18 protein-coding genes and 1 pseudogene are annotated in these 20,331 nt (G+C 70.1%); 12 read left to right on the forward strand and 7 right to left on the reverse strand.

Going from position 1 to position 20,331, the window contains the following annotated elements; all coding sequences use genetic code 11:
• Both DK459_RS30850 and DK459_RS25530 read right to left on the reverse strand, forming a co-directional pair.
• A pseudogene (locus tag DK459_RS30850) lies at positions 1 to 323 on the reverse strand (lytic murein transglycosylase); the annotation flags it as partial.
• Between the two features lie 102 nt (positions 324 to 425).
• Complete coding sequence (locus DK459_RS25530) at positions 426 to 1,109, reverse strand: hypothetical protein (protein WP_038503997.1); 684 nt, start codon at positions 1,107 to 1,109, stop codon at positions 426 to 428.
• Between the two features lie 148 nt (positions 1,110 to 1,257).
• Here DK459_RS25530 and DK459_RS25535 point away from each other — a divergent pair, with 148 nt between their 5' ends.
• The 4 genes from DK459_RS25535 to DK459_RS25550 all read left to right on the forward strand — a co-directional run bounded on the left by DK459_RS25535 (position 1,258) and on the right by DK459_RS25550 (position 5,566).
• Entirely contained in the window at positions 1,258 to 2,178 is a 921-nt protein-coding gene (locus DK459_RS25535) for a LysR family transcriptional regulator (protein WP_020928537.1), read from the forward strand.
• Positions 2,179 to 2,186: 8 nt separating this feature from the next.
• Positions 2,187 to 3,137 carry an adenosine deaminase gene (locus DK459_RS25540; protein ID WP_006396140.1) on the forward strand — a complete coding sequence of 317 codons (951 nt, stop codon included), beginning with the start codon at positions 2,187 to 2,189 and terminating at the stop codon, positions 3,135 to 3,137.
• Positions 3,138 to 3,294: 157 nt separating this feature from the next.
• Entirely contained in the window at positions 3,295 to 4,560 is a 1,266-nt protein-coding gene (locus tag DK459_RS25545; protein ID WP_024069599.1) for a carboxylesterase/lipase family protein, read from the forward strand.
• Between the two features lie 55 nt (positions 4,561 to 4,615).
• Positions 4,616 to 5,566 (forward strand): tripartite tricarboxylate transporter substrate binding protein, encoded by a 951-nt coding sequence (locus tag DK459_RS25550; protein WP_006384921.1) that lies wholly within the window; start codon positions 4,616 to 4,618, stop codon positions 5,564 to 5,566.
• On the opposite strand, the gene DK459_RS25555 is transcribed toward DK459_RS25550, so the two are convergent.
• Complete coding sequence (locus DK459_RS25555; RefSeq protein WP_006384922.1) at positions 5,553 to 6,194, reverse strand: TetR/AcrR family transcriptional regulator; 642 nt, start codon at positions 6,192 to 6,194, stop codon at positions 5,553 to 5,555. The two genes, DK459_RS25550 and DK459_RS25555, sit on opposite strands and share 14 nt — an antisense overlap.
• A gap of 157 nt (positions 6,195 to 6,351) precedes the next feature.
• Between DK459_RS25555 and DK459_RS25560 the strand changes: the two genes are divergently transcribed.
• Together DK459_RS25560 and DK459_RS25565 are read left to right on the forward strand one after the other, a co-directional pair.
• Positions 6,352 to 7,845, forward strand: a complete 1,494-nt coding sequence (locus DK459_RS25560) for an MFS transporter (protein WP_026383004.1) — start codon at positions 6,352 to 6,354, stop codon at positions 7,843 to 7,845.
• A gap of 257 nt (positions 7,846 to 8,102) precedes the next feature.
• The gene (locus DK459_RS25565) at positions 8,103 to 9,491 is read left to right on the forward strand and encodes an amidohydrolase (RefSeq protein WP_026383005.1); all 1,389 of its coding nucleotides are present in this window, start codon (positions 8,103 to 8,105) and stop codon (positions 9,489 to 9,491) included.
• Positions 9,492 to 9,586: 95 nt separating this feature from the next.
• Here the strand turns inward: DK459_RS25565 and DK459_RS25570 are convergent, their stop codons facing one another.
• Positions 9,587 to 10,096, reverse strand: a complete 510-nt coding sequence (locus tag DK459_RS25570; RefSeq protein ID WP_070542228.1) for a GNAT family N-acetyltransferase — start codon at positions 10,094 to 10,096, stop codon at positions 9,587 to 9,589.
• A gap of 186 nt (positions 10,097 to 10,282) precedes the next feature.
• Between DK459_RS25570 and DK459_RS25575 the strand changes: the two genes are divergently transcribed.
• Positions 10,283 to 11,086 carry an aspartate dehydrogenase gene (locus tag DK459_RS25575; RefSeq protein WP_024069607.1) on the forward strand — a complete coding sequence of 268 codons (804 nt, stop codon included), beginning with the start codon at positions 10,283 to 10,285 and terminating at the stop codon, positions 11,084 to 11,086.
• A 31-nt stretch (positions 11,087 to 11,117) separates the two neighbouring features.
• On the opposite strand, the gene DK459_RS25580 is transcribed toward DK459_RS25575, so the two are convergent.
• Positions 11,118 to 12,950, reverse strand: coding sequence for an ABC transporter ATP-binding protein/permease (locus tag DK459_RS25580; protein WP_024069608.1), 1,833 nt, complete (start codon positions 12,948 to 12,950; stop codon positions 11,118 to 11,120).
• 144 nt (positions 12,951 to 13,094) lie between these two features.
• On the reverse strand, positions 13,095 to 13,982 hold the full coding sequence (locus DK459_RS25585) for a LysR family transcriptional regulator (protein WP_020928548.1): 888 nt from the start codon (positions 13,980 to 13,982) through the stop codon (positions 13,095 to 13,097).
• A gap of 103 nt (positions 13,983 to 14,085) precedes the next feature.
• Between DK459_RS25585 and DK459_RS25590 the strand changes: the two genes are divergently transcribed.
• The 4 genes from DK459_RS25590 to DK459_RS25605 all read left to right on the forward strand — a co-directional run bounded on the left by DK459_RS25590 (position 14,086) and on the right by DK459_RS25605 (position 18,210).
• Positions 14,086 to 14,946 (forward strand): amidohydrolase, encoded by an 861-nt coding sequence (locus DK459_RS25590; protein WP_049055395.1) that lies wholly within the window; start codon positions 14,086 to 14,088, stop codon positions 14,944 to 14,946.
• On the forward strand, positions 14,943 to 15,932 hold the full coding sequence (locus DK459_RS25595; protein ID WP_006384856.1) for a tripartite tricarboxylate transporter substrate binding protein: 990 nt from the start codon (positions 14,943 to 14,945) through the stop codon (positions 15,930 to 15,932). Before DK459_RS25590 ends, DK459_RS25595 begins: the two co-directional genes overlap by 4 nt.
• A gap of 146 nt (positions 15,933 to 16,078) precedes the next feature.
• A complete protein-coding gene (locus tag DK459_RS25600) occupies positions 16,079 to 17,779 on the forward strand; it encodes a bifunctional diguanylate cyclase/phosphodiesterase (protein ID WP_223203204.1) in 1,701 nt (566 codons plus the stop codon).
• 50 nt (positions 17,780 to 17,829) lie between these two features.
• Entirely contained in the window at positions 17,830 to 18,210 is a 381-nt protein-coding gene (locus DK459_RS25605) for an RNA-binding S4 domain-containing protein (protein WP_049055401.1), read from the forward strand.
• Between the two features lie 22 nt (positions 18,211 to 18,232).
• Here DK459_RS25605 and ppk2 read toward each other — a convergent pair whose 3' ends face one another.
• The gene (ppk2, locus tag DK459_RS25610; protein WP_006384858.1) at positions 18,233 to 19,477 is read right to left on the reverse strand and encodes a polyphosphate kinase 2; all 1,245 of its coding nucleotides are present in this window, start codon (positions 19,475 to 19,477) and stop codon (positions 18,233 to 18,235) included.
• Positions 19,478 to 19,676: 199 nt separating this feature from the next.
• On the opposite strand from ppk2, the gene DK459_RS25615 reads away from it, so the two are divergent.
• On the forward strand, positions 19,677 to 20,120 hold the full coding sequence (locus DK459_RS25615) for a hypothetical protein (protein ID WP_006384859.1): 444 nt from the start codon (positions 19,677 to 19,679) through the stop codon (positions 20,118 to 20,120).
• The last annotated feature ends 211 nt before the right edge of the window (positions 20,121 to 20,331 follow it).

Consider the following 20,331-nt stretch of genomic DNA (forward strand, 5'->3'; position numbering starts at 1 on the left):
GCATGGGCCGGCGCCGCCGCGGGCGTGGCGGCCGGCGCGGCGACAGGCGTACGCATGTTTGTCGGCGGAGCGGCCGGCGAATCGTCCGGCGTGGCCGCGGGCGCGGCGGCAGGGGCCGCTGCCGGCGTGGCCGGATCGTCGAAGCTGCGCTTGGGCGTCAGCACCGGTCCGGACGGGGAAGGCTGGGCTCCGGGACTGCGCGTGCCGGTGGCCGAAGCAGGCGACTGGGCCTGGGCGGCGCCCAAGGCAGCGACGCTCAGCGCGGCGGCCAGCACCACGCGCGCCAGGGGATCGATTCGGGTGCGAAGCGCATTCTGTCGCATGGTTATCCTGAAAAATCGAAGTCAGCCCGGATCGTACCGCGAGCGGGCGCCGAAATCGAACCGGCGCATTGCCAAGAGAAAGGGGTCGTTACCCGTGCTTCGCTAACGGCTCGCGCGCTCCGGCCCGAACCAATACTGCGACCGCACCTCATCCGACGAATACCACGGCAGCAGGCCGATGCTGTGCGACTCGCGCTGCACGCTCACCTGCAGCCCGCCCGCCTGTGGCCGCAGCAGCGCCACGGTGCGGAACACGCCCATGGATTCGTACTGGCGCCAGTCGCGCCGGGCGCTGATCCAGAAACGGCCCTGGATGCAGCCGCCAAAATGCTGGACGCCGGGCAGGGCCGCCAGCGGGCCGTCGGCCGGGCGGTCGACGCCGGCCGTGGCGTCGCGCAGGGGCAGCAGGCCCGAGAACCGGCCCCCTTGGCCGTCGTCGGCCACCACTTGCCAGCCTTGCGGCGCCGCGTTGAAGGTGACGCTGGCGGCCGGCGTGGGGCGCCAGGCGTGTTCCGCGGTATCCGGCAGGCCCGGCAGGTCCAGCGTGTAGGCCAGGAAACGGCGCAGGTCGCCAACCCCGGCGGCCGCCTCGCCCGCGCGCGGTTCGCCCGCGACGCGGTAGGTGCCGGACAGGTCCGGACATTGCGCGGGGTCCGACGGCAACACCAGCGCCGTGCCGTCGTTGAACGGCGGCCAGGCCACGCGCACCTCGTCCACGGTCGACACGCCGCAGCCGGCCAGCATGGCCAGCGCCAGCGCGAGCCCGGCCACCGGCCATCTTGGCACGGCCCTGCGCCGCCCGGATCCCCGCCTTGTCGTCATGCGCATCGCACAGCCGCCTCCCTGGCGACGAACTATACCGAAACGCCAGGGCCGCGTTGCCAAGGACCCGGCGCGGGTCAATAATCGGCGCATTGCCACTGCCCTGCCCGCCATGACGCCCTTCAAAGGAAAACTCCGCACCCGGCACCTGGAAATCGTGCTGACGGTGGCCGAGCTGGGCAATCTGTCCAAGGCGGCGGCGCAGCTGCACAGCACGCAGTCCGGCCTGTCGCGCGCCATCGCCGAGATCGAGGAGCTGGTGGGCGCGCGGCTGTTCGAGCGCACCGCCCGCGGCACCAGTTGCACGCCGCTGGGCGAGGCCATGTGCCGCCACGCGCGCCAGCTGCTGACCGGGTTCCGCAAGGCCGAGATCGACCTGGCGGCGCTGTCGCGCGGCGACGAGGGCAGCCTGACGGTGGGCTGTTTCTCGATGTTCGCCGGCTGGCCGGTGGCGCAGGCGGCCACGCGTTTTCGCCAGGCCTATCCGCGCATCACGCTGACGCTGGAGATCGGCACCCACGAGCGGCTGATCGACGATCTGGACGCGGGCGCGCTGGACGTGCTGATCAGCCGCTTCTCGTCCACGGTGGATCCGCGCATCTACCGCTCGGCCAACCTGCTGGACGACCCGGTGGTGCTGGTCTGCGCCCCCGATCATCCGCTGGCGGACCGCGCCGACGCCACGCTGGCCGACTGCGTGGCCTATCCGTGGATCACCGCCCTGCCCGGCAGCCGCATCCGCGGCGAACTGGAAATGGTGCTGCACCGCGAAGGCCTGCCGATTCCGGATATGATCGGCGCCCTGTCGCTGGAATTCGGCCGCGAGATGCTCACGGTCGGTCCTTACCTGTGGATGCTGCCGGGCAGCGTCGCGGCGGTGCGCGCGGCGCGCGGCGAAGTGCTGGTGCTGGCGGCCCGGCCGGCGCTGCGCAGATCGCCGCTGGCGGCCATCTGGCGCCGCGACCGTCCCAGCACCCGCCAGGCCCGCGCCTTCGCCGATACCGTGGCGCTGGCCATCAATACCCCTACTTAGGAGCGCCCATGTACGACTGGCTCAACACCTTGCCCAAGGCGGAACTGCACCTGCACCTGGAAGGCACGCTCGAACCCGAGCTGCTGTTCCGGCTGGCCCACCGCAACGGCGTGGCGCTGCCGTGGCCCGACATGGATGCCCTGCGCGCGGCCTATGACTACGGCAACCTGCAGGAATTCCTCGACCTGTACTACCGCGGCGCCGACGTGCTGCGCACCGAGCAGGACTTCTACGACCTGACCTGGGACTACCTGGTCAAATGCCACGAGCAGAACGTGGTGCACACCGAGCCCTTCTTCGATCCGCAGACCCACACCGACCGCGGCGTGCCGTTCAAGGTGGTGCTGGACGGCATCAGCCAGGCGCTGGAGGACGGCCGCAAGAAGCTCGGCATCAGCAGCGGGCTGATCCTCAGCTTCCTGCGCCACCTGCCCGAAGAACAGGCCATGCGCACGCTGGAAGAAGCGCTGCCCTACCGCGACGCTTTCATCGCCGTGGGCCTGGACAGCAGCGAAAAGGGCTTTCCGCCGCGCCTGTTCCAACGCGTCTTCGACCGCGCCCGCGCCGAGGGCCTGCCGGCCGTGGCCCACGCCGGCGAGGAAGGCCCGCCCGAATACATCTGGGAGGCGCTGGATCTGCTGAAGGTGCTGCGCATCGACCACGGCGTGCGCGCCGCCGAGGACCCGCGCCTGATGGCGCGCCTGATCGACGAGCAGATCCCGCTGACCGTGTGTCCGCTGTCGAACACCCGCCTGCGCGTGTTCGAGCACATGTCGCAGCACAACATCCTGTCGTTGCTGGATGCCGGCGTGAAGGTCACGGTCAACTCCGACGATCCGGCCTACTTCGGCGGCTACGTCACCGAGAACTTCCATGCGCTCTACGAGCACCTGGGCATGAGCCAGGCGCAGGCCCAGGCGCTGGCCGACAACAGCATGGATGCGCGCATCCTGAAGTAGGCCGGTCCGCGCCCGCGGCCCGGCCATGCGGGTTGCGCATGACCCGGTTCGAAACCGGCATGCCCGCCCGGCCCCTTTCGTCCCTACCATAGTCCCGAGCGGACGGCGGCCCTGCACGCCGCCCGCCAGAGACCATGACGACAAGGGGCAAGACCACATGACTGACACCGTCCAGGCCCGGCTGCGCGCCGGCATGTTGACCGGTTTGCGCGACGGCGGCGTGTGCCGCTTCAGCGCCATTCCCTACGCCGAGCCGCCCGTCGGAGCGCTGCGCTTCGCGCCGCCCGAGCCGGCCCGCTGGCAAGGTCCGCGCGACGCCACCCGCCCGGGCAGCGTGGCGCCGCAACTGCCGTCGCGCCTGCGCGGCGCCATGGGTGACTTCGAGGCGCCGCAGGCCGAAGACTGCCTGCACCTGACGGTGTGGACGCCCGCCGCCGATGAGCGCCGCCGGCCGGTGGTGGTGTGGCTGCATGGCGGCGCCTGGCAAAGCGGTGGCGGCGCGCTCGACTGGTATGACGGCGCCGCCCTGGCGGCGCGCGGCGACCTGGTGGTGGTGGCGGTGAACTACCGGCTGGCCGCGCTGGGCTGGCTGCACGTGCCCGGCCAGACCGCCAACGTGGGACTGCTGGACCAGGAATGCGCCATCGACTGGGTGCTCGACAACATCCAGGACCTGGGCGGCGACCCCGCCCGCGTCACGCTGATGGGCCAGTCGGCCGGCGCGTCGTCGATCTGCGCCATACTGGCGCGGCGCCCGCGCTTTGGCCGCGCCATCCTGCAAAGCGCGGCGCTTGGCCGCGGCTTTCGCAGCAGCGCGCAGGCCGCGGCATTGGGGCAGGTGTTTCTGGACGCCGCCGGCGCCGGCGATCTTGAACAGGCCCGCGCCCTGCCGGTCGAGCGCCTGCTGAGCGCGCAGCGGGCGCCCCAGGTGATTGCCGCCCTCGAGGCCGAAGGCAGCCGCCGCAGCCTGTTCGGGCCGGTGCTGGACGGCCAGGTGCTGCCCGCCGACATCGCGCCCGCCTTGAAATCGGCGGCCGGCCGCGCGGACGTGCTGGTCAGCTACACCCGCGACGAAATGGCGGCCTTCCCGGACGGCGACGGCCCCGACTGCGCGCTGGCCAGCGAAGCCGTGTTCGGCGCGCCCTCGCGGCAATGGGCCGCGGATGCCGCCGCGCAGGGCCGCCAGGCCTGGCTGGCGCGCTTCGACGTGGCGCCCACGCCTCGCTTCCGGGCCTGCCATTGCATCGAGCTGCCGTTCGTCTTCGACACGCTCGCGGCCTTTGCCGCCGCGCCCATGCTGCGCGGCCTGCCGCCCACGCAGGCCGCCACGCTGGCCCGGGCGACGCAACGCGCCTGGATCGCATTCATCCGCGGCGAGGCGCCCGGCTGGGCGCCCGCGCCGCATCAGCAAGTCCTGGCCTGAAGCCGGACGCCGGGCGCAAGACCCGGCGCATCCAACACCGACAAGGGGAATACCAATGCTCAAGCAACTCGCCTTCGCGCTCGCCCTGCTGCTGCCCGCGGCCGCCGGCGCGGCCTATCCGGACAAGCCGGTCAAGATCATCGTTTCCAACCCGCCAGGCGGCCCGGTGGACGTGATGCTGCGCGTGCTCGCCAGCAAGCTGTCGACCGCCTGGGGCCAGCCGGTGGTGGTGGAGAACAAGCCGGGCGCGTCGGGCATCATCAGCACCGGCGCGCTGGTGAAGTCGGCGCCCGACGGCTACACGCTGGGCATGGTGGTGGCGTCGTCGGTGACCATCGTGCCGTTCGCGGTCGACAGCCTGCCGTTCGATCCGCAGAAAGACCTGCAGCCGGTGGCGCTGGTGGCGCGCACGCCGTTCATCTTCATCGTGCCCAGCGACAGCCCGATCAGGACCTGGCAGGATTTCGTGCGCGAGAGCAAGACGCGCAGCCTGGCGGTGGGCTCGTTCTCCATCGGCACGGCCTTCCACCTGGTGTGGGAACAGACCGCGCGGCGCGCCGGCATCAAGGCCTTGTATATCCCGTCGTCCTCGTCCGGCAAGACGCAGAACGACCTGATCGGCGGACAACTCGACGTGGGGCTGGACGCGCCTTCAAGCTCCAAAGGCCTGATCGACAGCGGCCGCCTGCGCGCGCTGGCCATCACCAGCCCGACCCGCTTCGCCGGCCTGCCCGACACGCCGACCCTGCGCGAATCGGGCATGGGCGACTATGCGCCGCAGCCGTGGATCGGCCTGATGGCGCCAGCCGGCGTGCCGGCCGAGCGCGTGGCGCGGATCCAGCAATCGGTGGCGGACATCCTCAAGGAACCCGCGATGAAGGCGCAGATGGAAACGCTGGGCATGATTCCGATCGGCGGCAGCGCGCGGGAGCTGGCCGACACCATCGCCGCCGATCGCGCCGAGATGGGGCCGTTGATCAAGGAACTGGGGATCAAGCTGCAGTAGGCGCGCCCACCAGCCGCAGGAACGGGGGGATCAGGCTGGCGGCCAGCGCGTCGGCGTCGGCCGCGCCGCGCGCGATGGCATCATCGACCGCGCCATGCATGCCGTGGTACAGCAGGATCGCGGTCAATCCCGGCTGCGTCAGCCGCCAGCAGCCGGATCGCTGGCCGGCGCGCAACATGGCCTCGGCCTGCGCCAGCACCGCCGCGCGCTCGGTGGCGCCGCGATGCGGGTGGTTGACGTCGTGAAACACAACGTCGTGCAAGGCATAGCCGTCGAAATAGGCGTGCACGCCGGCGCGCGTCCAGGCCCGCAGCCGCGCCACCCCGTCGTCCGGCGCACAGGCCGCCATGGCCGCGTCGATGCGGTCCAGGAACCCCTGCGAGAACTTGGCGCGCAGCGCCGCCAGCACATCCGCCTTGGACGAAAAGTAGTGATAGAAGGTGCCCTTGGCCACGCCGGCCCGCGCCACGATCTGGTCGATGGTGGTGGCTTCGACGCCCTGGCGCACGAACAGGTCTTCGGCGGCTGCCATCAGTTCATCCAGGCGCACCGGCGCGGGTTTGGTGCGCCGCGCGGGCTCGGCGGACGTGGGCGTCCTGGCGGCGGACTTGGCGGAAGCGGAGGCCATCGCGGGCGGGAATCCTTTCATTTTCAACGATCTCCAGTGTAGAGGACGCGCCTGGCGCGCGGTCCGGGAACAATCGGGAATGCATCTTTTTATTTATTGACCGACGGTCAGTCGATTACTAGAATACGATTTTCCATCCCCTTCACGGCCCTTCCGCATGCTTGCCTCCCGCCGCCGCGCCCTGGTGTTCGCCGTCAACCTGGGCAGTTTCATCACCATCCTGGACATCAGCATCGTCAACGTCGCCCTGCCCACCATGCAGGCGGCGCTGCGCATCGACATGGCCGGCCTGCAATGGGTGGTGGACGCCTACGCGCTGTTCCTGTCGGCGTTCATGCTGTCGGCCGGGCCGCTGGGCGACCGCTATGGCCGCAAGCGTTCGTGGCTGGCGGGCGTCGTGCTGTTCACGATCGGCTCGGCGTTCTGCGGGCTGGCCGACAACCTGCCGCTGCTGCTGGCGGGCCGCGCGGTGCAGGGCGTGGCCGGCGCGCTGCTGATACCGGGCGCGATGTCGCTGCTGACCCAGGCCTTCCCCGACCCCGCCGAGCGCGCCCGCGCCATCGGCCTGTGGGCCTCGTGCAATGCCATCTCGCTGATCGTGGGACCCATGCTGGGCGGCCTGCTGGTGGCGCACTTCAGTTGGCAGAGCATCTTCCTGATCAACCTGCCGGTGGGGGCGCTGGCGATCGCGCTGGGCGCCTGGGGCATCCAGGAAAGCGCGCATCCCGAACATGCCGCCTTCGATCCCGCCGGCCAGGCCCTGAGCGTGGTCTGGCTGGGCGCGCTGACCTATGGCCTGATCACCGCCGGCGAGCACGGCTGGCAGGCGCCGGCCACTATCGCCGCGCTGGCCGTGGCCGCGATCGGGCTGGTCGCCTTCCTGTGGGTCGAGCACACCGTGGCGCGCCCCATCCTGCCGCTGGGCCTGTTCCGCGACGCCGGCTTCGCCAGCACCAACTTCGCCTCGTTCGTGATGGGATTCGGCGCCTACAGCAGCCTGTTCTTCTTCTCGCTCTACCTGCAGCACGTGCGCGGCCTGTCGCCGCTGGAGGCAGGCTGGCAACTGGCGCCGCAATTCGTGGCCACCGGGATCGTGTCGACGGTGTTCGGCCGCCTGAACCCGCGCTTCGGCCTGCCGCGGCTGATGATCGCCGGCTACGGCATGGTCGGCGCGGCCATGCTGGGCATGATGAGTTTCGACGCGCACACGCCCTACGCGCTTTCCGGATCGTTGATGGTGCTGCTGGGCCTGGGCATGGGATTGGCGGTGCCGGCCACCAGCATGGCGGTGATGGCGACGGTGCCGCGCGAGCGCTCGGGCATGGCTTCGGCCACCATGAACGCGCTGCGCCAGACTGGCATGACCATCGGCATCGCGCTGCTGGGCGCGCTGATGAGCGGCCGCGCGGTCGACCACCTGGCCGCGGCGCTGGCGCGGCTGGGCCAGGCGGATGCGCGGGCGGTGGCGCGCGTGGCGGTCACCCAGCACGCGCTGCCGGCGCAACCCGATGGCGTGGCGGCGTTGTTCGCCGACGCATTGGCCGACGGTTTCCATGCCGCCATGGCCGGCGCCGGCGTGGCCTCGCTGCTGGCGGCGCTGCTGCTGTTGTGGGTCACGCGCGGCGCGCGGCCGGTGCTGCGGGCCGCGTAGGCGACAGGCGCGCGCATCGTCGCGGCGACGCCGGACGCCGCCGCGCGAACCGCCGCCGCGTGGATCCGACGACACTGCGCGGGCCTCGCGGCGAGCCGCCGAAACCCGGGCGGGACGCGCAATTCCAAGGCGCGGAATTCCAGCGCCCGGAATCAAACAGCCGCGTTTTTAAGCAGGCGTAACAAGCGCGCCATCGCGGGTGCGCTCCGGTAATATCTCCGCCCAATAACAGGTTAACAACCAAGAGGAGACATGCCATGCAACACCGCAAGATCCTGTTCCGGCTGGCCCCGCTGGCGCTGGCCGCGCACCTGGCGTTCAGCGGCCCGGCCGCCGCGCAAAGCGCGCCCGGCACGCAGGGGCCGCTGGCGCCCGCGCCCATCCCCGAGCTGGCCACGCAGATCGACCAGCGCGCCAAGGCCATCGAAGACAAGCTCATCGCCTGGCGCCGCGACATCCACCAGCACCCCGAACTGGGCAACCAGGAAACGCGCACGTCCAAGCTGGTGGCCGACCATCTGCGCGCGCTCGGCATGGAAGTGAAGACCGGCGTGGCCGGCACCGGCGTGGTGGCCTTGCTCAAGGGCGGCAAGCCCGGCCCGGTGGTGGCGCTGCGCGCCGACATGGACGCGCTGCCGGTGAAGGAACAGGTGGACGTGCCGTTCGCCTCCAAGGCCAAGGGCACCTACCTGGGCAAGGAAGTGGACGTGATGCACGCCTGCGGCCATGACGCCCACACCGCCATCCTGATGGCCACCGCCGAAGTGCTTGCCGGCATGAAGGACCAATTGCCCGGCAGCGTCAAGTTCATCTTCCAGCCGGCCGAGGAAAGCCCGGCCGACTTCGAGCCGGACGGCAAGAAGATCTGGGGCGCCAAGATGATGGTGCAGGAAGGCGTGCTGGACAATCCCAAGGTCGACGCGATCTTCGGCCTGCACGTGTCCAGCAGCTATCCGGTGGGCAAGCTGTCGTGGCGTAGCGGCCCGGCGATGGCCGCGGCCGACCAGTTCTGGATCGACGTGACCGGCAAGCAGACGCATGGCGCGCGGCCGTGGTCGGGCATCGACCCGATCGTGGTCAGTTCGCAGATCATCCTGGGCCTGCAGACCATTCCCAGCCGCCAGATCAACAGCATGCTGGAGCCGGCCGTCATCACCGTGGGCGCGATCCACGGCGGCAACCGCATGAACATCGTGCCGGACAGCGTCGCCATGACGGGCACCATCCGCACGTATGACGAAGGCATGAAGAAGGACATCCACCAGCGCATCGAACGCACCGCCACGCAGATCGCGCAAAGCGCCGGGGCCAAGGCCGACGTGCGCGTGGTGGAGCTGTACAACGCTACCGTCAACAACCCCGGCCTGACCGAGGAAATGGGCGCGACGCTGCGGCGCGTGGCGGGCGAAGGCAACTACGGCCTGCAGCCCAAGTCGACGGCGTCGGAGGACTTCTCGTTCTACCAGGAGAAGGTGCCGGGCATGTTCTTCTATCTGGGCGTCACGCCCAAGGACGTCAATCCGGAAACCGCCGCGCCCAACCATTCGCCGCGCTTCTACGTGGACGAGTCGGGGCTGATCAACGGCGTGCGGGCGCTGTCGAACCTGACGGTGGACTACATGGCCAAGGCCAAGAAAGGCAGCTAGCGACGGGACGTGTGCCACTGGCGCGGAGCCGGTGGCACACGCAGGCGGCGCACGTGCGCGGGCGCATGCCGGGCGGCGCGGCGAACGCCGCTGCGTCAGCCGGCGGCCGGCCCGCTGGCCGCGAACCCCGCGTGGTAGGTCACCACGCCGGCCGCCGGCCGCGTGAAAACCCGCGCCATGAAGTACTCCGGCGGCACGCCGGGATAGGTCAGCGCCGGCATCCGCGCAAAGCCGAAGCGCGTGTAGTACGCCGGCTCGCCCAGCACCACGCAGCCGGCCGCGCCGCGCGCTTCGAGCTCGGCCAGGCCCGCCTCGATCAACGCCGCGCCGATGCCACGGCCCTGCATGGCCGGCAGCACCGCCACCGGCCCCAGCCCGTACCAGCCGGCCGCGCCGTCGCCGATGGCGACCGGCGAAAAGGCCGCGTGCCCCACCGCCATGCCCGCTTCATGCGCCACCAGCGACAGCGTCAACGCGCCGGCCGCGCGCAGGGCGTCGATGATGTAGCCCTCGGTATGCTGGCTGTGCGGGTGGTCGCGAAAGGCCTCCTGGGTCAAGGCGAAGATGGCCGCGATCTCGTCGGGGGTTTCAGCGGAAATCCGCATGGCCCTGCTCCTGGTGATGGTGGGACACGAAGGGCGAGTGTACGCCGCGCGGCCCGCGCCACCGGCATCCGATTGACGCCTGCCCGGGCCATCGCTACAGTGACCGCCGACCCTGGCCGGATCAGCTGCCGCCGGCCGGCTTCCAAGCTTGCGCGGCGCGCCGCGCCCCACCTTCCGGAAAACTCCATGAACAGCTACCGCGTCGGCATCGCCGGCTTCGGCGCCATCGGCCAGGCCGTGGCGCAATCCCTGGACGCCGGCCTGCCCGGCCTGACCCTGGCCGCCGTGGCGGTGCGCGATCCCAAGGCCGCGCCCGCGGTGGCCTGGCAGAACGCCACGCCGGTTTTCACCACCATCGGCGAACTGGCCGGGCATTGCGACGTGGTGGTCGAATGCGCTCCCGCCGCCGTGTTCCGCGAACTGGCCGAGCCGGTGCTCAAGGCCGGCAAGAAGCTGGTGGTGCTGAGTTCCGGCGCGCTGCTGCGCCACGACGACCTGATCGAACTGGCGCGGCGCCACCAGGGCCAGATCCTGGTGCCGTCCGGCGCCATCCTGGGGCTGGACGCCATCACCGCCGCGGCCGAGGGCGAGATCCACTCGGTCACGATGATCACGCGCAAGCCGGTGCGCGGCCTGCTGGGCGCGCCCTACCTGACCGACAACAACATCGACATCGACGGCATCACCGAACCGCGCCTGATCTTCCGCGGCTCGCCGCGCGAAGCGGCGGTGGGTTTCCCGGCCAACCTGAACGTGGCCGTGAGCGTGTCGCTGGCCGGCATCGGCCCGGACCGCACCACGCTGGAGATCTGGGCCGACCCGTCGCTGGAACGCAACGTGCACCGCGTCGAAGTGGTGTCCGATTCCGCCTCGTTCTCGATGGAAATCCAGAACATCCCGTCGGCCAATCCCAAGACCGGCCGCATCACCGCGCAGAGCGTGATCGCGGCGCTGCGCAAGCTGACCGGTCCGCTGCGGGTGGGCACCTGACAGGCGCCGGGCGTATCTGCGGGACAGCGCACTAGGCCGCCGCACACGCCAACGCCGGCACGGGCCCCGCGGCCAGCGAGCCGGTGTTCCAGCCGCCTTTGCCATCCAGATCCAGCCGGTGGGTATGGAACGCATCGAGCGTGCTGCGATGGCCGACGCTGACCAGCATGGCGCCGGGCAGTTGCTCGCGCAGCAAGCCGTACAGCATGTGTTCCAGCCCTTCGTCGGTGGCCGAGGTGGCCTCGTCCAGGAACACGATGGCCGGCCGGTTGAACAGCACGCGGGCGAATGCCACGCGCTGCTGTTCGCCGATCGAGAGGATGCGCGACCAGTCGGCCTCGTGATCCAGCCGGCCGGCCAGGTGCCCCAGGTTCACCGCGCGCAGTGCCAACGCAAGGCGCGCATCGTCCCCCGGCCGCGCATGCCCGGGATAGGCCACGGCATCGCGCAGCTTGCCCAGCGGCAGATAGGGACGCTGCGACAGGAACAGCGCCGCCGCGCCCTGCGGCCGCCGCACCGTTCCGCGCGCATGGGGCCACAGGCCCGCCAGGGCGCGCAGCAAGGTGGTCTTGCCGCTGCCGGACGGCCCCTTGATCAGCAGCGCCTGCCCGGGACGCAGCGAAAGATCCAGGCTCCGCAGCAACGCCCGGCCATCGGGACGCGACACGTCCAGTCCGGTGATCTGCAGCGCGTCCGGCAGCGGCTGCGCCTCGATCGCCGGCAGCGCGCGCGCCGCCGCGTTGGCATCGAGGAAGCCGGCCAGGCGGTTGAGGGTGGCGCGGTACTGCGCGAACGCGTCGTACGAGGTGCGAAAGAACGACAGCGAATCCTGCACCTGGCCGAACGCCTGCGAGGTCTGCATCACGTCGCCCAGCTTGATCGCGCCGCTGAAAAAGCGCTGCGCCTGCAGCAGGAACGGAAACACCACCGCCACCTGGCTCACGACCAGGTTGAAGCCGTCGAACTTCAAACCCCGGTACACACGCGCCCACAGGTTGGCGATGTAGGCCGAAAAGCGCGTCCAGAGCGCGGCGCGCTCGACCGCCTCGCCCTGGTAGAAGGCCACGTTCTCGGCGTTCTCGCGCAGTCGCAGCAGCGCGTAGCGGAAGTTGGCGGTCAGCCGTTCGGACAGGAAGTTCAGGCGGATCAGCGGCCGGCCGATGCGAAAGGCGAACAGCGTGGCCACGATGACGTACAGGTACACCATGAACACCATGGCGCGCGGGATCTCCACCCCCGCCACGTCCAGCGCGCCGGACAGGTTCCACAGGATCGCGGTGAACGCCACCAGCGACACCACGGCGCTGAGGGCGCCGATCGCCAGCGTGCGCGAGCCGGTCACGAACGCCGCGATGTCCTGCTCGATGCGCTGGTCGGGGTTGTCCACCGGTTCTTCGATGAAATGGCCGCGATAGTAGGCGCGCGCGTCCAGCCAATCGCCCGTCAGCCGATCGTTGAGCCAGACGCGCCAATGGATGTCGAAGGCCTGGCCGGCGTAGCTGTCGATCAGCGCGCGCACCACGTGCACCGTGGCCAGGATCGAGAAAATGCCCAGCAAGCGCCAGAACGCGCTCGGGTCGAGCGCCTGCAATGCGCTGTAGAAGCCGTTGTACCAGAACGAGAACAGCACGGTCATGCGGACCGAGAACATCGCCAGGAACAGCAGCGCGGCCAGCGTCAGCAGCGGCCGCCAGCTGCGCCGCGGCGTCAGGTAGGGCCAGGCCAGGCGCCAGAACTTGCGTCCCCAATCGGTCCAGCGCGACAGCGCCCACGCGACCAGCGCCAGCGCGATGGCGCTGATGCCGAATGCGCGCGCCATCCACCACGCGCTTTCCCACAACTGTTGCTGCCAGTCCAGGTCCATGAATCATCCCGTCGATGCCGTTTCTGTTTAGAGCGGCGGGGATGTCGCGGTTCCGGCGAAAATGCCGTCTTAAGCGTGGCTTAAGCGTTCTTCGGACGAATTGAAAGGCATTCTCCGGGCGGATTGAAAGCTCAGTCTGAAAGCTCAGTCGCCGCCCAGGTCGAGGTTGGCGAACAGGTCCGCCAGCGTCGGCACCGAACGGGCCGGCCAGATGGCGCTCAGGTCGAAGCTGGGCAGGCGTTCGCCGTCGCGCACCTCGCAAAAGCGCACGCCGCGGAAATCCATGGAACGGATCCAGCTGGGCAGCAGCGCCACGCCGCAGCCGCCCGCCACGCAGGCCAGCACGGTCAGCGTGCGGTTGGCCTCCTGCGCCACCTGGGCGTCATGGCCGCCCTTGCGCATGGCATCGAGGATGTCGGCGTAGAACGCCGGCAACTGCGACTGCGGATACATCACCAGGCCGGCCTGGGCGATCTGCGCCATCGACACCTGGCCGTCGGCGGCGACGTCGAACTCGTCCGGCACCGCCGCCACCAGCCGGTCGCGCAGCAGCTGGCGTTCGCGCATGCGGCCGCCCACCGCCACCGGGGTGTGCATCAAGCCGATATCGATCTCGCCGGTCTGCAAGGCCTCGGCCTGCTCGGCGTTGCTCATCTCGCGCAGGATCACGCGCACGCCGGGCGCCTGCCGCCGCATCTCGCGCAGCGCCCGCGGCAAGGTGTTGAACAGCGCCGACGACACCAGCCCCACCGTCAGCTGACCGGCGCTGCCGCGGCCGATCTCCCGGGCGCGCCGCGCGGCGGCATCGATGCGGGCGATGCTGGCGCGCACGTCCTCCAGGATGGCCAGGGCCGCCGGCGTCGGCGTGGAACCCTGGCGCGAGCGTTCGAACAGGCGCACGCCCAGGTCCTTTTCCATGCGGCCCAGGGCCTGGCTCAGGGCGGGCTGGGCGATGCCCAGCCATTCCGAGGCGCGGCTCACGCTGCCGTGGTCGACCACGGCCAGGAAATAGCGCAGGTGCCGGGTTTCCATATCAATCCAATATGAATAAAGCAGTTTTACAGAATAGAAAACTATACCTTGTCTGCCTAGAATCCCGCTTACAGAACCTTACAGATGTGCACCCCCTTGGGGCATGCACCGCAAATCGCAGGAGACAGCCTTGCCCCTACCGGCCACCGCCGCCGTCGACACCCACGCCCACGTCTTCCACCAGGGACTGGCCCTGGCGGACACGCGCCGCCACACGCCCGACTACGACGCCACGCTGGCCCAGTACCTGGAGCTGCTGGACGGGCATGGGTTGTCGCATGGAGTGCTGGTGCAGCCCAGCTTCCTGGGCACCGACAACAGCCATCTGCTCCAGGCGTTGCGCGCCGCGCCGGCGCGGCTGCGTGGCGTGGCGGTGGTGGACCCCGCCATCGACGACGCCGGGTTGCAGGCCCTGGCCGCGGCCGGCGTGGTCGGCATCCGCCTGAACCTGATCGGCCTGGACCTGCCCGACCTGGCGGCGCCCGCCTGGCGCCACCTGCTCGAGCGCGTCAACGCGCTCGGCTGGCACGTCGAGATCCACGTGCAGGCCGCGCGCCTGGCCGATATCATGCCGGCCTTGCTGCAGGCAGGATGCCGCGTGGTGGTCGACCATTTCGGCCGCCCCGATCCGGCGCAAGGCATCGCCGACCCCGGCTTCCAGTACCTGCTGCGGCAAGCCGGCAGCGGCCGCGTCTGGGTCAAGCTGTCGGCCCCCTACCGCAACTGGACCGGCCCCGCCTGTGCCACGTCGGGCCGCGAGGCCGCGCGGCAACTGCTGGACGCCTACACGCCGGCCCACCTGATGTGGGGCAGCGACTGGCCCCATACCGAGCATCGCCACCTGGCGTCGTATGCCGCTGCCACGCAGTGGCTGGACGACTGGATCGATGACCCCGCGCAACGGCGCGCCGTACTCGCCGACACACCGTTGCGGCTGTTCCAATTCCAAGGAGAATTCCAATGACCCCTCTGTTCAAACGCCTCGCGCGCCGCGCCAGCCTGCTGGCCGCCGCCGGCCTGTTGGCCAGCGCCGCCGGCGCGGCATCCGCCGCCTATCCCGAGCGCGCCGTCACGCTGGTCGTGACCTACCCGCCCGGCGGCACGGTGGACGTGGTGGCCCGCCTGCTGGGCCCCAAGCTGGCGGCCGAACTGGGCCAGCCGGTGGTCATTGAAAACCGTGGCGGCGCCGGCGGCATGATCGGCGGGGCGGTGGTCGCCAAGGCCCAGCCCGACGGCTACACGCTGATGCTGGACGCCTCCAACCACGCGCAGAACCCGGCCCTGCACCCCAAGATGCAGTTCGACACCCTGACCGCCTTCGCGCCGGTGTCGCTGCTGTTGCGCGTGCCCAACGTGCTGGTGGTGACGCCGTCGTACGAAGTGAAGACGGTGGCCGACCTGATCCGCCTGGGCCAGCCCGGCGGCAAGGAACAGGTCTACTTCGCCTCGGCCGGTCCCGGCTCGGCCCAGCACCTGGCCGGCGAACTGTTCAACCTGCTGGCCAAGACCCAGCTGCAGCACGTCGCCTACAAGGGCGGCGGCCCGGCCATGATCGACGTGATGTCCGGCCAGGTGCCGGTGATGTTCGCGAGCATGGGCTCGGCCTGGCAGCACGTGAAGAACGGCAAGCTGCGCGCGGTGGCCGTCGGCGGCGCGCAACGCTCCAAGGCCGCGCCGGACCTGCCCACCATCGCCGAATCCGGCGTGCCCGGCTATGAAACCTACGAATGGAACGCGGTGTTCGCGCCCGCCGGCACGCCGCCGGAAATCGTCAACAAAGTGTCGCAGGCGCTGGCCAAGGTGCTGAAGGACCCGCAGATCGCCGAACAGCTCGAAGGCATCGGCGCCGAGCCGATCGGCTCCACGCCGGCCGAGCTGGACACCTTCCGCCGCGCCGAGATCGACAAGTGGCAGCGCGTGGTCAAGGAAGCCGGCCTGAAGCTGGATTGAGGATTGAGTACTGGCGGGCGCCCTGCGCCCGCATACCGGTTTGCCGGTCTTGGGCGCCCTTCGGGGCGCCGTTTTTTTGCTTTTACGCCGACTCGCCGATGCGATAAAACAGCACATTGATCGTGCTCAGGGAAATCCGGAACGTGATGAACCAGGCAAGCGACGACTCATCCCCCTCCCCCGACGCGGCGGCGCGCCTGGCGGCCGGCGTCGACGGCGCCACGCTCGATGCCCTGGCCGACGGTTTCCTGTCGCTGGACCGCGACTGGCGCGTCGCTTATCTCAATCCGGGCGCCGAACGGCTGCTGCGGCGCAGCAGGCAGGACCTGGTGGGCCACGGCCTGTGGGACAGCTGTCCGGACCTGGTCGGCACCGGCTATTACGATGCCTGTCGCGCGGCCGCGCAGACCGGCCGCCCCGCTCATCACACCGGCTATTACGCGCCCCTGGCCACCTGGTTCGAAGCGCGCGCCTTTCCCCATGAAGGCGGCCTGGCGATCCTGTTGCGCGACGTCTCGCGCGAACGCGAAGAGACCGCGCAGCTCAAGTACCAGGCCACCCACGATTACCTCACCGGCCTGCCCAACCGGCGCCAGTGCATGGAGACGCTGTCGGCGGCGATTGCCGAGGCCGAACCCGCGCTGGCCGCGCGGGGCGCCACGCTGGCCGTGCTGTTCCTGGACCTGGACCGCTTCAAGGAAGTCAATGACGCCTTCGGCCACGCCGAGGGCGACCTGCTGCTGTGCGACGTGGCGGATCGCCTGCGCAAATTCCTGACGCCGTCGATCTTCTGCGCCCGCGTTGGCGGCGACGAATTCCTGCTGGTGCTGCGCGACACCAACGAACGCGCGGCCGAAGCCCTGGCCAATTCAATCCTGAATTCCCTGTCGCGTCCCAGCGATGTGCACGGACGCTCGCTGTCGCTGGGCGCCAGCATCGGCATCGCGCTGCTGAACTCGCCCGGCGAGTCCGCCGAAACGCTGTTGAACTACGCCGACGCCGCGATGTATGCCGCCAAGTCGGCCGGCCGCTTCCAGGTGCGCGCCTATCACCGCGAGCTGATGCAGGGCCTGGGCGCGCGCCTGTCGCTGCGTGGCGACATCCAGGGCGCACTGACCAACAACCAGTTCGAACTGCACTTCCAGCCGCAGGTCAGCATGCACGACGGTTCGCTGTGCGGCGCCGAGGCGTTGCTGCGCTGGCGCCACCCGACCCGCGGCCTGCTCGGGCCAGCGGCATTCCTGGATGTGATCCTGGATTCACCGCTGGAATCGGCGCTGACCGAATGGGTGGCCAACGCCACCTGCCTGCACATCAGCGAATGGCTGGCCGAAGGCCTGCCGGTGCCGCGCATCTCGTTCAACCTGTCGGCGCGCCAGCTGGTCGCGCCCGACCTGCCCAAGACCATCGTGCGCCTGGCGACGGTGCATGGCGTGCCGCCGACGCTGCTGGACGTGGAAGTCACCGAGAACTCGCTGATGAGCGACGTGGAGAAAGCCTCCGGCATTCTGGCGGCGCTGCGCGAGGCCGGCATTTCGGCGTCGCTGGACGATTTCGGGTCGGGCTATTCGAGCCTGGCCTACCTGGTGCGGCTGCCGATCGACACGCTCAAGATCGACCAGTCGTTCGTGTGGGCGCTGGGCAAGGTGCCGACCGCCACGGCCGTGATCCGCGGCGTGGTGCGACTGGCCCATTCGCTGGGCATGCGCACGCTGGCCGAAGGCGTGGAGACCGAGGCGCAGCGCCAGATGCTGATCGAGGAAGGCTGCGATGCGATGCAGGGCTTTCTCTTCAGCCGCGCCCTGCCCGCCAGCGCCTTCGCCGCGCTGCTGCGCGAGGGACCGTGACGCCAGCCGCTATCATGTGCGCTTGATGGCGCAATTTCGCGATGACGACGATGGACAAGATACGGATCGACAAATGGCTGTGGGCGGCGCGGTTCTACAAGACGCGCAGCCTGGCGGTGGACGAGATCGGCAAGGGCCGCGTGCAGGTCAACGGCCAGCCGGCCAAGCCGGCGCGCGAGGTCGGCGCCGGCGACGTGGTCAGCATCCGCAAGGAAGATCCCGCGGTGCACGTGCGGGTGGTGGCGGTCAGCGGCGTGCGCGGCCCGGCGCCGGCGGCGCGCCAGCTGTACGAGGAAACCCCCGAGAGCGTGGCCGCGCGCGAACGCGCGGCCGAGATGCGGCGCCTGGCGCCCGAGCCGGCGCTGGACATCGCGGCGGGGCGGCCGACCAAGCGCGACCGGCGCCTGATCGACCAGATGCGCGGCAAGTAGGCCGCGCCCGCATGCGGCGCGGCTACAGCGCCCGCCCCACGATCAATGGATCCAGCGCCAGTTCCGGCGCGCCGCTCTTGCCTTCGTACGGCAAGCGGGTCAGCACGTAGCGCATGGCGTTCAGGCGCGCGCGCTTCTTGCAGTCGGATTTGACCACGATCCACGGCGCATCGGCGGTGTCGGTGTGCGCGAACATGGCTTCCTTGGCGCGGGTGTAGTCGTCCCACTTGTCGAGCGACGCCAGGTCCACCGGGCTGAGTTTCCACTGCTTGAGCGGATGCACCTTGCGCTGCAGGAAACGGCGGCGTTGCTCCTCCTGGCTGACCGAGAACCAGAACTTGATCAGGTGGATGCCGCTGGTGACCAGGTGCCGTTCGAAGTCGGGCACCTGGTGCAGGAATTGCAGGTATTCGTCTTCCGAGCAAAAACCCATCACGCGCTCGACGCCGGCGCGGTTGTACCAGGAGCGGTCGAACATGACGATCTCGCCGGCGGTCGGCAGGTGCTGCACGTAGCGCTGGAAGTACCACTGGCCGCGCTCGGTATCGGACGGTTTTTCCAGCGCCACCACGCGCGCGCCGCGCGGATTGAGATGTTCCATCATGCGCTTGATGGTGCCGCCCTTGCCTGCCGCGTCGCGGCCCTCGAACAGAATCACCACGCGCTGGCCGGTGGCCTTGACCCAGGCCTGCAATTTCAGCAGCTCGACCTGCAGGGCGTACTTCTGCTTTTCGTAATTGCGCCGCAGCATGCGGTGACGATAGGGATAGATGCCCTCGCGCCAGTCGGTGGCCAGTTCCTCGTCGGGATTGCGCCGGGCGGCCGGGGCCTGGGTGTTGGCCTGCAGCAGCGCGCGATGCACCGCCACGGCATCGTCCGGCGACAGTTCCTCGATGACCGCTCGCAGCGCTTCGTGGGCTTCGCCGGACTGCCCCACCTGGTAGCGGCGGGCGATGTCCGCCAACACCGCGGTGGTTTCCTGGCGCGCCGCGACTTCGCGCGCGCTGACACGCTTGCGCGCCCGCAGCGCGGGCTCCAGGGCAGGCGAGGCGGGCGGCTGCGGCGAGGACGGCTTGGCGATGGAGCGTTTGGAGGCAGGCGGTTTGGCGGTGGACCGTTCGGCGGCGGCTTGCCTGGAAGTGGCTTGCCTGGCGGCCGGCTTGGCAGCCGTGCGCGCGCGCCGCGGCGCGGCGGTGCGCTTGGCGGCGCGGGGGTCGTCCTTGCCGGTTTCGGGAGGTTCGGAGGCTGGCGCGATCTTGTCCGTCATCAATACAGTCCTTGCTATGCGTGTCGAGCGATCCGACGCGGCCGGCCGGTCGCCGGCGAGCCGTCAGGAAAAAACATCTACCCTACCCCGCGCGGTGGGGCGCGGAGTTGATGTGAATCAATGCTTGTAACATTCTTGCAGCATTCCTCGCCCGATCGCCCCGCTACACTGCCGCCATCGCCATCGCCTTGCCGCCAGCATGTGGTCACGCCTCAAACGGCTTTTCGTTCGCCCGCCCGCCGCCCCGGATCCCTACGCCGAGACCATCCGCTTCGATGACGCGGGCTTCACGCGCGCGCTGGGCGTGCCCGACGGCACCGGCCGGCGGCAGTCCTGGCCCTGGGAGGCCGTGTGCGAGTTCGGCTTTCGTTTCACGCCGGCGCTATTCCCCGATCCCTGGTACGGCGACTACATGGAAGGCCTGTGGTACCTGCGCGTCATCGAAGACGGCACGCCGATGGCGGTGGAGTTCGGCCAGGAGCATCTCGACGCCGACGCGCTGCCGCCCGCCCTGCTGCGCCATCTGCCGGGGCTGGACCTGCGGCCGCTGCGCGAGGGCCTGGCGCAGGCCGCCCGAGGCCCGCGGCACTTTGCCGGCGAGGGCGAATGGGTGGGCTGGCGGCGCGAGCCGCGTTGCGCCTGACCGGGCCGCACGGTAACATCTGATGCAGAATATTTCATGACCGGCGCCGCCGTGGACACGCGTAGAGAACCCACCCTGCAAGGCGCCGACACGCCGCCGCCCCCGCCGCCGGCCACTGCCGCGCGGCCCTTGCCCAGCGCGGCGCTGCGCGCCTGGACCTGGGTCCTGTACATCGGCTTGTGGCTGGCGCTGCTGGCCATCAAGCGCGACG

This window comes from Achromobacter sp. RW408, assembly GCF_003184165.1.
GTDB classification, from domain to species: domain Bacteria; phylum Pseudomonadota; class Gammaproteobacteria; order Burkholderiales; family Burkholderiaceae_B; genus Achromobacter; species Achromobacter xylosoxidans.

What these genes read in the sequence shown, in the direction of transcription:
- DK459_RS25535 (WP_020928537.1), top strand. Translation starts at nt 1,258, where the DNA reads ATGACGCCCTTCAAAGGAAAACTCCGCACCCGGCACCTGGAAATCGTG.
- DK459_RS25595 (WP_006384856.1), top strand. Translation starts at nt 14,943, where the DNA reads ATGACCCCTCTGTTCAAACGCCTCGCGCGCCGCGCCAGCCTGCTGGCC.
- DK459_RS25615 (WP_006384859.1), top strand. Translation starts at nt 19,677, where the DNA reads ATGTGGTCACGCCTCAAACGGCTTTTCGTTCGCCCGCCCGCCGCCCCG.
- DK459_RS25580 (WP_024069608.1), bottom strand. Translation starts at nt 12,950, where the DNA reads ATGGACCTGGACTGGCAGCAACAGTTGTGGGAAAGCGCGTGGTGGATG.
- DK459_RS25545 (WP_024069599.1), top strand. Translation starts at nt 3,295, where the DNA reads ATGACTGACACCGTCCAGGCCCGGCTGCGCGCCGGCATGTTGACCGGT.
- DK459_RS25585 (WP_020928548.1), bottom strand. Translation starts at nt 13,982, where the DNA reads ATGGAAACCCGGCACCTGCGCTATTTCCTGGCCGTGGTCGACCACGGC.
- DK459_RS25560 (WP_026383004.1), top strand. Translation starts at nt 6,352, where the DNA reads ATGCTTGCCTCCCGCCGCCGCGCCCTGGTGTTCGCCGTCAACCTGGGC.
- DK459_RS25600 (WP_223203204.1), top strand. Translation starts at nt 16,079, where the DNA reads ATGAACCAGGCAAGCGACGACTCATCCCCCTCCCCCGACGCGGCGGCG.
- ppk2 (WP_006384858.1), bottom strand. Translation starts at nt 19,477, where the DNA reads ATGACGGACAAGATCGCGCCAGCCTCCGAACCTCCCGAAACCGGCAAG.
- DK459_RS25570 (WP_070542228.1), bottom strand. Translation starts at nt 10,096, where the DNA reads ATGCGGATTTCCGCTGAAACCCCCGACGAGATCGCGGCCATCTTCGCC.
- DK459_RS25565 (WP_026383005.1), top strand. Translation starts at nt 8,103, where the DNA reads ATGCAACACCGCAAGATCCTGTTCCGGCTGGCCCCGCTGGCGCTGGCC.
- DK459_RS25550 (WP_006384921.1), top strand. Translation starts at nt 4,616, where the DNA reads ATGCTCAAGCAACTCGCCTTCGCGCTCGCCCTGCTGCTGCCCGCGGCC.
- DK459_RS25540 (WP_006396140.1), top strand. Translation starts at nt 2,187, where the DNA reads ATGTACGACTGGCTCAACACCTTGCCCAAGGCGGAACTGCACCTGCAC.
- DK459_RS25575 (WP_024069607.1), top strand. Translation starts at nt 10,283, where the DNA reads ATGAACAGCTACCGCGTCGGCATCGCCGGCTTCGGCGCCATCGGCCAG.
- DK459_RS25590 (WP_049055395.1), top strand. Translation starts at nt 14,086, where the DNA reads ATGCACCGCAAATCGCAGGAGACAGCCTTGCCCCTACCGGCCACCGCC.
- DK459_RS25555 (WP_006384922.1), bottom strand. Translation starts at nt 6,194, where the DNA reads ATGGCCTCCGCTTCCGCCAAGTCCGCCGCCAGGACGCCCACGTCCGCC.
- DK459_RS25605 (WP_049055401.1), top strand. Translation starts at nt 17,830, where the DNA reads ATGGACAAGATACGGATCGACAAATGGCTGTGGGCGGCGCGGTTCTAC.